Annotated in this window: 12 protein-coding genes; 6 read left to right on the top strand and 6 right to left on the bottom strand. The window is 60.9% G+C overall.

The window, feature by feature from the left end; translation table 11 throughout:
* The first annotated feature begins 6 nt into the window (after positions 1-6).
* From AB4N41_RS14845 to AB4N41_RS14865, 5 genes are all read left to right on the top strand, one after another.
* Entirely contained in the window at positions 7-2,475 is a 2,469-nt protein-coding gene (locus tag AB4N41_RS14845) for a beta-galactosidase (RefSeq protein WP_460137843.1), read from the top strand.
* Between the two features lie 210 nt (positions 2,476-2,685).
* Positions 2,686-3,831, top strand: coding sequence for a serine hydrolase domain-containing protein (locus AB4N41_RS14850; RefSeq protein ID WP_252877604.1), 1,146 nt, complete (start codon positions 2,686-2,688; stop codon positions 3,829-3,831).
* A gap of 113 nt (positions 3,832-3,944) precedes the next feature.
* A complete protein-coding gene (locus AB4N41_RS14855) occupies positions 3,945-5,048 on the top strand; it encodes an OmpA family protein (protein ID WP_252877605.1) in 1,104 nt (367 codons plus the stop codon).
* A 24-nt stretch (positions 5,049-5,072) separates the two neighbouring features.
* Entirely contained in the window at positions 5,073-5,720 is a 648-nt protein-coding gene (gene pdxH / locus AB4N41_RS14860) for a pyridoxamine 5'-phosphate oxidase (RefSeq protein ID WP_024011915.1), read from the top strand.
* A 180-nt stretch (positions 5,721-5,900) separates the two neighbouring features.
* The gene (locus AB4N41_RS14865; protein ID WP_016771369.1) at positions 5,901-6,365 is read left to right on the top strand and encodes an outer membrane lipoprotein; all 465 of its coding nucleotides are present in this window, start codon (positions 5,901-5,903) and stop codon (positions 6,363-6,365) included.
* A gap of 73 nt (positions 6,366-6,438) precedes the next feature.
* Here the strand turns inward: AB4N41_RS14865 and AB4N41_RS14870 are convergent, their stop codons facing one another.
* From AB4N41_RS14870 to nhaA, 5 genes are all read right to left on the bottom strand, one after another.
* Entirely contained in the window at positions 6,439-6,690 is a 252-nt protein-coding gene (locus AB4N41_RS14870) for a pyocin S6 family toxin immunity protein (protein WP_122705009.1), read from the bottom strand.
* A gap of 22 nt (positions 6,691-6,712) precedes the next feature.
* Positions 6,713-6,958, bottom strand: coding sequence for a colicin E3-like toxin immunity protein (locus AB4N41_RS14875; RefSeq protein WP_095180547.1), 246 nt, complete (start codon positions 6,956-6,958; stop codon positions 6,713-6,715).
* Positions 6,959-7,210 (bottom strand): colicin E3-like toxin immunity protein, encoded by a 252-nt coding sequence (locus tag AB4N41_RS14880; protein ID WP_095180548.1) that lies wholly within the window; start codon positions 7,208-7,210, stop codon positions 6,959-6,961.
* Between the two features lie 7 nt (positions 7,211-7,217).
* Entirely contained in the window at positions 7,218-8,432 is a 1,215-nt protein-coding gene (locus AB4N41_RS14885) for an S-type pyocin domain-containing protein (RefSeq protein WP_095180549.1), read from the bottom strand.
* 171 nt (positions 8,433-8,603) lie between these two features.
* On the bottom strand, positions 8,604-9,788 hold the full coding sequence (nhaA, locus tag AB4N41_RS14890; protein WP_122505756.1) for a Na+/H+ antiporter NhaA: 1,185 nt from the start codon (positions 9,786-9,788) through the stop codon (positions 8,604-8,606).
* Positions 9,789-10,039: 251 nt separating this feature from the next.
* Here nhaA and AB4N41_RS14895 point away from each other — a divergent pair, with 251 nt between their 5' ends.
* Positions 10,040-11,134, top strand: a complete 1,095-nt coding sequence (locus AB4N41_RS14895; protein ID WP_056783376.1) for a PLP-dependent cysteine synthase family protein — start codon at positions 10,040-10,042, stop codon at positions 11,132-11,134.
* A gap of 136 nt (positions 11,135-11,270) precedes the next feature.
* Here the strand turns inward: AB4N41_RS14895 and AB4N41_RS14900 are convergent, their stop codons facing one another.
* The gene (locus AB4N41_RS14900) at positions 11,271-12,884 is read right to left on the bottom strand and encodes an NAD(P)/FAD-dependent oxidoreductase (RefSeq protein WP_041478036.1); all 1,614 of its coding nucleotides are present in this window, start codon (positions 12,882-12,884) and stop codon (positions 11,271-11,273) included.
* Between the last annotated feature and the right edge of the window lie 45 nt (positions 12,885-12,929).

Raw genomic sequence — 12,929 nt, forward strand, 5'->3', positions numbered from 1 at the left:
GTTCTTATGATCCGCCGTTCGTTGCCCGCTGTTTTCGCCTTGATCTTTGCCGCGCCGTTGCTGGCTGCGCCCGCCGGTCAGCAGACGCTGTTCAACTTCGTACGCCCGGCCGACGTGGTCAAGGTCGCCACGGAAAACGCCGACCTGCCGCAGGCCAATGCCGAACAGACCGCGGAAGGCGAAGTGCTGCGCCGGGTGACGTTCAACCCGGTCGCCCGGCCGACCTTGCGCCTGACCCCGCAGACCGGCGCTTGGGACTGGTCGCAGTCCGACATGATGACCCTGCGTCTGCAGAGTGCGATGAACTGGGCGGTGACGGTTTATGTGCAGATCCAGAGCAACGATGGCCGCACTCTGGTCAGCCGCGTCGATCTGCCGGCCGGCCCCGCGCAGACCTTGCTGGTGCCGCTGGTGGCGTCGACGCCACTGAGCCAGGGCATGAAAGCCGGGCCACCGATGCCGATGACCGTCGATGGCCAACGCATCCTGCTGGCCAGCAGCACGGGCGAGATCGACCGCAGCCAGGTGGTTTCGGTGAGTCTGTCGATGGATCAGCCGAAAGTTGCGCAGAGCCTGTTGCTCGAGCGGTTCGGCGTGCAGGACGGCGAATCGGTGACGCGGGCGGTGTACGGCAATCTGGTCGACGCCTACGGTCAGTCAACCCGTAGTAAATGGCCGGAAAAAGTCAGCAGCGACGAACAACTGAAAAGCGCCGCCAGCAAAGAGCAGCAACAGCTGAATACGTGGCTGGCCGAGCGTGAAAAGGCTTCGCTGGACAAGTTCGGCGGCTGGAACAAAGGCCCGGCGTTCAAGGCCAGCGGCTTCTTCCGCACGGAAAAACGTGATGGCCGCTGGTATCTGGTGACCCCTGAAGGCCACCCGTTCTATTCGCTGGGCGTCAACACCGTCAGCCCGCAAGTCAACCAGACCTACGTGGCTGGTCGTGAGTACATGTTCGAATCGTTGCCGAAGAACGACGACCCGCTGGCCGCGCATTTTGGCGAGGGTGACAACCGTGGCGGCAATGGCGCCGACCAGGGGCGTGGCTACGGCAACGGCCGCTGGTACGACTTCTATGGGGCCAATCTGCAACGCCTGTACGGCGAACCGTGCAAGGCAGACAGCGACAACAAGGCCGGGATTGCCGAAGCGGCGAAGGCGGGGGCGGCTGAGGCCGGCTCGGTGCAGGCTGCTGAAACCGCAGCGGTGCCTGCCGAGCCGAAATCCGGTATTGCCGAAGCGGCGCAGACCGATGCGGTGCAAGCGTCCAGCGAGGAAACCGCTCCGTGCAAAGCCACTATTGATGAAGAACGCTGGACCCGGCACACCCTCGATCGGCTGCAAGCCTGGGGCTTCAACACAGTGGGCAACTGGAGCGCGGCGTCGCTGGCGGATGCTGAGCGCGTACCGTACACCTTGCCGCTGTCGATCGTCGGCGATTACACCAGCATCAGCACCGGCAGCGATTGGTGGGGCGGCATGCCGGATCCGTTCGATCCGCGTTTCGCCATGGCCACCGAGCGCGCCGTGGCCATTGCCGCCCGCGATCACCGTGACGATCCGTGGCTGATCGGTTATTACGCCGACAACGAACTGGCCTGGGCTGGCCCTGGCGACGATCCGAAAGCTCGCTACGCGCTGGCCTACGGCACGTTGAAAATGACCACCGACGTGCCGGCCAAACGCGCCTTTCTCAAGCAATTGCGCGACAAGTACCGCAATCAGGCCGGACTGTCCAAGGCCTGGGGCATTGAGTTGCCGGCGTGGGAGTTGATGGAAGATCCGGGCTTCGTGCCGCCATTGCCGAACCCGGAGCATCCGGAGATCGAAGCGGATTTCAAATACTTCCAGAAGGTCTTCGCCGATACCTATTTCAAGACCATTTCCGATTCGCTGAAATGGCACGCGCCGAACCAGATGCTGCTTGGCGGCCGCTTCGCTATCAGTACGCCTGAAGCCGTGGCGTCCTGCGCGCAGTACTGCGATGTGTTGAGCTTCAACATGTACACGCTCAAGCCGCAGGACGGTTACGACTTCGCCGCACTGGCGGCGCTGGACAAACCGGTGCTGATCACCGAATTCAACTTCGGCTCGGCTGACCGAGGTCCGTTCTGGGGCGGCGTGACGCAGCTGGCCAAGGAGGAAGATCGCGGCCCGGCCTATGCCAACTTCCTCAAACAGGCGCTGAGCGAACCGTCGATTGTCGGCGTGCATTGGTTCCAGTATCTCGACCAACCGGTGACCGGGCGTTTGCTCGACGGCGAGAATGGCCATTTCGGTCTGGTCGGTGTGACCGATCTGCCGTATCAGGGCTTTGTCGAGGCGGTGCGCAAAAGCAATCTGCAGGCGCTGGAGCAACTGGGCAAGGAGGCGCAGAAAACCCCGGCTGCGGAAGTTGAAGGCGGGCGCAAGGCCGAGGCTGGCAAAGCTGCGGAGGCTGCACAGGCGGGTGGGCATTCGGGGAATGGTCACTAGGTTTCAGACCGCGTTATCGTTCTTCGCGAGCAGGCTCGCTCCCACAGGGGAACTGCGCTGCTGTTGAGATCCAGTGTGGGAGCGAGCCTGCTCGCGAAGGGATCACCACAAATTGCCGATCAACCGTCTGGCCCGCGCCTGTTCCCAAATCCCTCAAGGGCTGGAACAATGCGGACCACTTTGTAGAGCGTTTTCGCGGGGGAGTTGCGGGTGCAGATTCAGGGACATTACGAGCTTCAATTCGAAGCGGTGCGCGAGGCTTTCGCCGCACTGTTCGACGATCCCCAGGAACGCGGCGCAGCCCTGTGCATCCAGGTCGGTGGAGAAACCGTCCTCGACCTCTGGTCCGGTACTGCCGACAAGGACGGCGCCGAAGCCTGGCACAGCGATACCATCGCCAACCTGTTTTCCTGCACCAAGACCTTCACCGCCGTTACCGCGCTGCAACTGGTGGCTGAAGGCAAGTTGCAACTCGATGCCCCGGTTGCCCGCTACTGGCCGGAATTCGCCGCTGCCGGCAAAGAATCCGTCACCCTGCGCCAATTGCTTTGCCATCAGGCCGGCTTGCCGGCGCTGCGCGAACTGCTCGCCCCTGAAGCCCTTTACGATTGGCAAACCATGGTCGACGCCCTCGCGGCCGAAGCGCCATGGTGGGCGCCGGGCATCGGTCACGGTTATGCCGCGATCACCTACGGTTGGCTGGTCGGCGAATTGCTGCGCCGCGCTGACGGGCGTGGGCCGGGCGAATCGATCGTCGCTCGGATCGCCAAACCGTTGGGCCTGGATTTCCATGTGGGCCTGGCCGACGAAGAATTTCATCGGGTAGCGCACATCGCCCGTGGCAAGGGCAACGCCGGCGACGCTGCGGCGCAGCGCCTGCTGCAAGTGACCATGCGCGAACCGACGGCCATGACTACCCGCGCGTTCACCAATCCGCCGTCAGTGCTGACCAGCACCAACAAGCCGGAATGGCGCCGCATGCAGCAACCGGCGGCCAACGGCCACGGCAACGCGCGCAGTCTCGCCGGGTTCTATGCCGGCCTGCTCGATGGCAGCCTGCTCGAGAGCGAGATGCTCGAAGAGCTGACCCGCGAGCACAGCCTCGGCGACGACAAGACCTTGCTCACCCGCACCCGTTTCGGCCTCGGCTGCATGCTCGATCAACCGGACGTGCCCAACGCCACCTACGGCCTCGGACCACGCGCGTTCGGTCATCCGGGAGCGGGCGGCTCGATCGGTTTTGCTGATCCGGAGCACGATGTGGCTTTCGGTTTCGTGACAAATACCCTGGGGCCTTACGTTTTGATGGATCCGCGTGCACAAAAGCTGGCGCGGGTGCTTGCCACTTGTCTGTAAAGCTTCAACTGAGGTTCCAGGGTCGGAACCTCGAAGGGATTTTCGTTTCAAAACGGCTGTTTATCCGGGCGAAAGTGCTCTGATTTTTCATTACTTCATTTTGTGGATTTTCAATGTCATCTAAAAAGACCCTCGCCCTGGCCCTGTGTGTAGCGATCACCGGTTGCGCACAGACTCCGAAAAACGATGCAGACGGCGGCAGTTGGTGGCCGTTCGGTTCTCCCGACAAAGTCGCGGCCAAAGATTCGGCCCCGGCTCCGGCTCCTTTGAAACCTGCGGCGACTGCGCCAGTGGCCAAGGCCGAGAGCAGCAACCCGTGGTACTGGCCGTTCGGTTCCAGCGATGAAGCGGTCAAGGCTGATCTGAAAGCCGAGGTTAAACCTGAAGCCAAACCGGTCGAGGTGGCCAAAGCCGAGGCGCAGTCCAATGGCAAATGGTGGTGGCCGTTCGGCGGCAAGGATCAGCCAACCGCCAAAGCCGTGCCGATGCCCGATCCGAAGGTGACTCAGGCCTGGCTGGATGACTACGAACCGCGTCTGCGTGAAGCGGTGAAGGACAGCAATCTGCAACTCGAACGTCGCGACAATGTGCTGGTAGTGACGGCGCCGGTCGAAGGCTCGTTCAACCCGGATCGCCCGGCGATGCTGCTGCCGGTCACCCTTGGCCCGTTCACTCGCGTGGCGAAAATCCTTGAAGCCGATCCGAAAACCGCAGTGCTGGTGCTTGGTCACAGTGATACCAGCGGTGCCGCACCGGCCAACGTCAAGCTGAGCCAGGAACGTGCGCAATCGGTGGCAGCGATCTTCCGCCTCAGCGGCTTGCAGCGTGATCGCCTGATGCTGCGCGGCATGGGTTCCGAAGCGCCGCGTGCGGCCAACGACAGCGTTGAAGGCCGCGCCTTGAACCGTCGTGTCGAGCTGCTGGTGACTCCGCAAAACACCATGGTTGCGCTGCTGAGCAAATACAACATGCCAGCACCGAAGCCTGTAACGATGGTTGCTGCGCAAGACGTCAAGCCAGTGGCCAAACCGGTTACCCCGGCGCCTGCGGCGAAAAAAGCCGCTGTGCCGGCGGCGAAAAAGGCGCCAGCCAAGAAAACCGCCGCCAAGGCTCCTGCGAAGAAGGCCCCGGCCAAGGCTCCAGCGAAAAAAACTGCACCAGCCAAAGCCGCCGCGACCGACAAGAAAGTCGCCGCAGCCGACGCTGCCAAGAAGTGATCCGCTAACGAAAAGGAATCCGCCATGACCCAGGCTCTGGCCGATATGCGTCGCGACTACACCCGTGACGGTTTGACCGAGGCGCAAGCCCCGGCCGAGCCGTTTGCGCTGTTTCACCAGTGGTTCGCCGATGCGGTGAAAACCGAGCAGGCGCCGGTGGAAGCCAATGCCATGACCCTGGCCACGGTCGATGCCGACGGTCGTCCGCATTGCCGCATTCTGTTGCTCAAGGGCCTGGACGAGCAGGGCTTCACCTTCTTCACCAACTACGACAGCGCCAAGGGCCAGCATCTGGCGGCCAACCCGTTTGCCGCCATGACCTTCTTCTGGCCAACCCTGGAGCGCCAGGTGCGCATCGAAGGGCGGGTGGTCAAGGTCACGGCGCAAGAGTCCGACGCGTATTATCAGGTGCGTCCGCTGGGTAGCCGCCTCGGCGCCTGGGCCTCGCCGCAGAGCCGGGTCATCAACGGTCGTGGCGAACTGGAGGATTTGCTCAAGGCCACCGAGCAACGCTTCAGCGACAGCCAGCCGCATTGCCCGGAACACTGGGGCGGTTACCGCTTGTTGCCCGAGCGCATCGAGTTCTGGCAAGGCAGGCCGAGCCGCCTGCACGATCGCCTCAACTACCGCCTCCAGGGCGCCGAATGGATTCTGGAACGTCTGGCACCCTGAGCAGTCTACCGAGCGAGATAAACGCGGATGGCGCAGGATCGTTGATTTGACGCTACCTTGAGTGGACGCACGCGGGCATCTGTACCAGGCCTGAATGGAAGCCAATTTTATCCGGATGGTGTCGTGACAGGCGCCAGGCCACGGGGTTTAATGAACACATGTTCTTTTGGAGTTGATGCTATGCGTAAGTCTGTTCTGCTGGTTGCTTCCTTTTCGACGATGGCGATGTTGCTGACCGGCTGCCAATCGAGCCTCACCGGCGACTCCTACTCCCGTGACGAAGCGCGTCGTGTGCAGACGATTCGCATGGGCACCATCGAATCCCTGCGACCGGTAAAAATCGAAGGCACCAAGACCCCGATCGGCGGCGCAGCAGGCGCAGTGGTCGGCGGCGTCGGCGGCAGCGCTATCGGCGGCGGCAAGGGCAGCATTGTGGCTGCGGTCATCGGCGCAGTGGCCGGCGGCCTGCTTGGCTCGGCCACCGAAGAAGGCCTGACCCGCACCCAAGGCGTGGAAATCACCGTCCGCGAAGACGACGGCAGCATGCGCGCCTATGTGCAGCAGGTTCAGGAGAATGAAGTCTTCCGCGTTGGCGAGCGGGTACGGATCTCCACCGTTGGCGGAACCAGCCGCGTTTCGCACTAAGCGAGAAGCTGGGCAAATGAAAACCCCGATCAGGTGACTGGTCGGGGTTTTTCTTTGTTTGTGAATTGCTCATTCAGTATGTGGCGCAGGTGCCCATGAAGTATTCGAGGCCCTTTGGAAAACTGACGTTGAGCAGGTTTTCCAATGCGGTTACCTGATCCTGAGTCAACAACAGCTCGCCGGGTTCCACCTCATCCAAGGGCTTTGATTCAATGAGCTGAGCCACTTTTTCATTCATCTCGCTGCCTGTGATATCCAGCTCGAATTGCAAGGAGTCGTCTTGGGCTTCGTCAGGGAAAAAACCGGTAATTAAAAGAAAGTGCATGGAGCTAATACTTCCGGGGCTGTTAGCCGTAGTCAAACGAAATTTGATAGTCGTGAACTCTCAAATCGATTTGATGTTGAAAATACGGCTGAATGGTGGCGAGCCAATTTTGAGCGACGTTGAAACTGCCATTGTTGATGTTGTCCGCGGCGGGAATCCCCAAGGCGTTTAACACTGACTCGTCACCACCCAGGTCTTTTGACGACTCTTCCCCCTGAAACTCCAAGGTTGCTGTGTCGTACCATTCCAATCTCAGTTCCAGTCCCATCTACCATTGATCCCGGTAAACGAACGATACCTGATAGTCGTAAGAAGAAAATTGAATGGAATGCTGGAAGTGGGGCTGGAGAGTCTTGATCCAATCGGCTTTTACATCAAATCCGCCGTTATTGAAGCTTTTCGACGGTAGGCCTAATGCTTCCATTAATGAGCCGTCCTCGCCAAAGTCTTTCGACAGTTCCTCCCCCTCACCCAGTTCGGTTTGTTGGTCGTACCATTCGAGTCTGGCTTTGAGTCCCATGTAATCCTCATAAATATTTTTTAATACTACGGTTTTTTTTGGGTGGATCTATCTGTTCACCAGTTCTGTGGTCGTAAGAGCCTAAATGGCTGCCATCACTTGCGCGGTAGCCTTCAAGCTCGCCGTGTAAATAGTCCCATTCATAAATTATTCGGCCTTTTGCATTGATCCAGCGATCCCGGAGCCCACCGTTGAACGGCGTTTTCTTTTTTGCTCTTCTTAAATCGGGAAAGGCTGTGATATCCGACGTTTCGGGAGCGGGGTGATAGGTATGTCCCGCTTCAGCGGTGCCTTTCGCAGAGCTGACAACGATGTAAATCGGTTTTACACCCGAGTCTGTGGGAAACACCAGAATGAAATCTTTGTACTCCGGCGGATAAAGCGGATTCACCAGTATCCCGTCCGCCGCCTTCGTCGGTGGATACACCCAGATATGCGGTGCCTGCGGTGCGGCCTCCAGTGCTGGAATGCCGAGAATGTCCGAGCCATCCACCGCCGGGGTCCAGAGCAGTTCGACGCCTTCACCCAGATCGGCAACGAACCGGTCGCCACGCGCAATGAACTGCACGACATCGACCATTTCCCAATCGCGGTTCTTACCGGTGTAGAAACCGTAACCCTTGAGGCTGCCATCGGCCTGTTGCTCGACGCGCAGGCGCACGCGGGTTCGGGCTTGTTTGAGTGTGCTCAGTTGCTCATCGGTGTAGAGCGCGCTGTCGCCCAGGCTGGATGGCATCAAAAGCGCAATCAGCCCCACCAAAGTCGCAGCCGCCGCAGGGGAGGCGAGCGCCGGTAGCACTTCAAAAGCCGAGCCTGCCAAGGCCAGACTGCCGAACCCGACCGGGATGGTGTTGGCGCTGATTTTCTTGAGAGGAATGCCGCCGCTTGCGTCGGCTTCGCGAGCGCCGAGCAGGATCAGCTCGCCGTAATCCTTCAGGCTGTCGGTCGGCACCATGCCGGAAGGATTGCTGTAATCGATAATCGCATCCGGCAACTTGCAGGACTTGGCGAATACACAGCCGGCACGCACGGCTTCAGGTTTTTTCGCAGCCACTTCACGGCTGCGCTCGAACGCCTCCTGCCGCGCCAGCATCGCGTCGTAAGCGTTTTGCCCGGCTTCGCGCTCGGCCAGTTCTGCGGCCGTCATATACCGCCAGGTAACGTGATGCCCGTCGCCCTGCGGTGGGTTTTGCACCCGGGGAATGTCCTTGTTCCGCGCCACTGATCATCCCTTCGTTCATCATCGACAGCCCCTCGGAAAGGGGCTGCAGGACGTTATCGAAGCGGAGAAAGTGTGGCTGTAGGACGGGTCGCTAATGACGTGGGGATTGTTCGCTGCGTAACTGTCAGGCGAGGAATCTGTGGCGAGGGCCAAGCTCCCTCGCCACAGGGGTCATTGCAGTTGTGAATTCTTGCGACTCGCCGCCGCCGTCACCGCATAACCAATCACCGCCGCGAGAATCGAGCCGGTGAGGATGCCCATGCGATCCATGCCGGCGTAATCACTCACGCCGGGTTCGAAGGCCAGCGAGCCGACGAACAGGCTCATGGTGAAGCCGATGCCGCAGAGGATTGCCACGCCGAGGACCTGGCCCCAGTTGGCGCCTTGGGGCAGGGCGGCGATGCCGATCTTGACCGCCAGCCAGGTCAGGCCGAACACGCCGACGGTCTTGCCCAACAGCAGGCCGATGGCGATGCCCATCGGTACGTCGTGGGTGAAGCTTTCGACGGTGACGCCGCTCAGTGACAGGCCGGCGTTGGCGAAGGCGAACAGCGGCAGGATGCCGTAGGCGACCCAGGGGTGCAGCGCGTGTTCGAGGGTCAGCAGCGGCGACGACTCGGCGTTTTTCGTGCGCAGGGGAATGCAGAAAGCCAGGGTCACGCCGGCCAGTGTCGCGTGGACACCGCTTTTGAGCACGCAGACCCAGAGGATCAGGCCGATGATCATGTACGGCCCGAGCTTGACCACGCCGAGCCGGTTCATCGCCACCAGCGCGGCAATGCACGCAGCCGCCAGGCCAAGGGACAGGGTCGAGAGTTCGCCGGAATAGAAGATTGCGATGATGACGATGGCGCCCAGGTCATCGATGATCGCCAGGGTCATCAGGAACAGTTTCAGCGACACCGGAACGCGTTTGCCAAGCAGGGCCAATACGCCGAGGGCGAAGGCGATGTCGGTGGCGGTCGGAATGGCCCAGCCACTCAGGGCGGCGGGGTTGTCGCGGTTGAGGAACCAGTAGATCAGCGCCGGCACCAGCATGCCGCCGATCGCCGCTGCGCCGGGCAGGACGATCTGCGAAGGCTTGGACAATTGGCCGTCGAGCACTTCGCGTTTGACTTCCAGACCGATCAGCAGGAAGAACATCGCCATCAGGCCGTCATTGATCCACAGCAGCAGAGGTTTGGCGATTTTCAACGCGCCGATCTGCGCCACCACCGGGGTGTCGAGCAGGCCGGTGTACAGCCACGACAGCGGTGAGTTGTTGATGATCAGCGCGAGAACGGCTGCGGCGATCAATAGCAGACCGCTGGCGGCTTCCAACTGAAAGAAACGCGTGAAAGTGCTACGCAGAGGCAAGGTCGCTCTCCATCGAATCAAGAAAAAGGTGAAACACCCTAACCCGTACCGTTAGTTGTTAAAACAAAAGTTATATTCTTTTTTGTTATATGTCGTTACAGGCTGTCTGGCTCGGGCAGCACTGAGCCTAGCAGTTGCCCGACACATTGAGACTCAGCTGTATCTTTGCCGTCTGCGGTATTTTTCCTAAGCTTGCGCCAGACCTTTTTCAGGAGACCGATCTCCTGGCTGATTCAATGAGAACCGAGACCATGAGCGACAACCGACAGTGGGCACGCGAAGCCATCCGCATCATCGAGGCGGACTTCCAGCGCAGCGCCGACACCCACCTGATCCCTTTGCCGCTGCCCGGTTTTGCCGGCATCGAGTTGTATTTCAAGGACGAATCCAGCCACCCGACCGGCAGCCTCAAGCATCGCCTGGCCCGTTCGCTGTTCCTTTACGCGCTGTGCAACGGCTGGCTGAAACCCGGCGCGCCGGTGATCGAAGCGTCCAGTGGGTCGACGGCGATTTCCGAAGCGTATTTCGCGCGCATGCTCGGTTTGCCGTTTATCGCAGTAATGCCGGCGACGACTTCGAAAGAGAAGATTGCCCAGATTGCTTTTTACGGCGGGCAGAGCCATCTGGTGCAGGATCCGACGCAGATCTACGCCGAATCCGAGCGCCTGGCCCGCGAGCATGGCGGTCACTTCATCGATCAGTTCACCTACGCCGAACGTGCCACCGACTGGCGAGCGAACAACAACATCGCCGAGTCGATCTTCCAGCAGATGCGCTACGAAAAGCACCCTGAGCCGACGTGGCTGATTTCCAGCCCCGGCACTGGCGGGACTACAGCGACCCTTGGTCGATACGTGCGTTATCGCCAGCACTGCACCCGCGTGTTGTGTGCCGATGCCGAGCGTTCGGTGTTCTTCGATTTCTATCAGAGCGGTGATGCCAGCCTGCGTCTGGACTGCGGCTCGCGCATCGAGGGCATTGGTCGACCTAGGGTGGAAGCGTCGTTCCTGCCCAAGGTGATCGATGCGATGGTCAAGGTGCCGGACGCCCTGTCGCTGGCGGCCATGCATTATCTGGCGCAGCGTTTGGGGCGGCATGTCGGCGGGTCGAGCGGGACCAATCTGATCGGTGCGCTGATGGCGGCGCAACAGATGAAAGCGGCGAGGCAGTCGGGGTCGATCGTGGCGATCCTGTGCGATGGCGGCGAGCGTTATGCCGACACGTATTACGATCAGCAATGGCTGAAGGCGCAGGGCTATGAACTGGGTGATTTGATTGCAGCGGTGGCGGCGAGTGCCGAGCGCGGGGAGGCGCTGCCGACCTCGGTGCTGCGCGCCAACATCTGAAGAAACGCAAAAACCAATGTGGGAGCGAGCCTGCTCGCGAAGGCGGAATCACATTCAACAACTTCGTTGAGTGACAGACCGCTTTCGCGAGCAGGCTCGCTCCCACAGGGTTTTGTGTTGGGTCAGTTGATGCTGATCAGGCTTCCAGTCCGAGGATATCGCGAGCCACTGCCTCGGCAATGCGAATCCCGTCAACACCCGCCGAGAGAATCCCGCCGGCATAGCCCGCGCCTTCACCGGCCGGGAACAGGCCTTTGACGTTCATGCTCTGCAGCGACTCGTTGCGGGTGATGCGCAGCGGCGATGAAGTGCGCGTCTCGATTCCGGTCAGCACGGCGTCGTGCAGAGAATAACCGCGAATCTGCTTCTCGAACGCTGGCAAGGCTTCACGGATCGCCTCAATGGCAAAGTCCGGCAGCGCCAAGGCCAGATCGCCCAGCGCCACGCCCGGCTTGTACGACGGCTCGACTTCGCCCAGTTCGGTCGATGGAATGTCGTTGATGAAGTCGCCAACCAGTTGCGCCGGAGCCTTGTAGTCGCTGCCGCCAAGGATGAACGCGTGGGATTCCAGGCGCTCCTGCAACTCGATACCGGCGAGCGGGCCGCCCGGATAATCGACTTCCGGGGTAATGCCGACGACGATGCCGGAGTTGGCATTGCGCTCGTTACGCGAGTACTGGCTCATGCCATTGGTGACCACGCGATTGGGCTCGGAGGTCGCCGCGACCACGGTGCCGCCCGGGCACATGCAGAAGCTGTACACCGAACGGCCATTCTTGGCGTGGTGCACCAGTTTGTAATCGGCCGCGCCAAGTTTCGGGTGGCCGGCGTACTTGCCCAGGCGCGCGCGGTCGATCAGCGACTGCGGATGTTCGATGCGGAAACCCACCGAGAACGGCTTGGCTTCCATGAACACGCCACGGCTATGGAGCATGCGGAAGGTGTCGCGGGCGCTGTGGCCGAGGGCCAGAACCACGTGTTTGGAATGCAGGGTTTCGCCGCTGGCCAGTTGCACCCCCACCAGTTGGCCGTCTTCGATCAGCACGTCGCTGACGCGCTCCTGGAAGCGCACTTCACCGCCCAGTTCGCGTATCTGCTCGCGCATGTTTTCGACCATACCGGTCAGGCGGAACGTACCGATGTGCGGCTTGCTGACGTAGAGGATTTCTTCCGGCGCGCCGGCCTTGACGAACTCGTGCAGGACTTTGCGGCCGAGGAATTTCGGGTCCTTGATCTGGCTATACAGCTTGCCGTCGGAGAACGTGCCCGCGCCGCCTTCGCCAAACTGTACGTTGGACTCGGGATTGAGCACGCTTTTGCGCCACAGGCCCCAGGTGTCCTTGGTGCGCTGACGGACTTCGGTGCCGCGTTCGAGAATGATCGGTTTGAAGCCCATCTGCGCCAGCAGCAGGCCGGCGAAGATGCCGCACGGGCCGAAACCGACGACGATCGGCCGCTGACCGAGATCGCTCGGTGCCTGGCCGACGAATTTGTAGCTGACATCCGGCGCCACGTTGACGTTACGGTCGTCGGCGAACTTGCCCAACACTCTGGCCTCGTCGCGTACGTTGAGGTCGATGGTGTAGATGAAGCACAGTTCGGAGGACTTTTTGCGCGCGTCATAGCTGCGCTTGAACAAGGTGAAATCGAGCAGATCATCGCTGGCGATGCCCAGACGCTGCACGATTGCGGCGCGCAGGTCTTCTTCGGGATGGTCGATTGGCAGCTTGAGTTCAGTGATTCGTAACATGGCGGGGATCCGGATTCGCGGGGCGCACAACTGCGCCAGGGCGTT

Source organism: Pseudomonas sp. S2_A10, assembly GCF_054668465.1.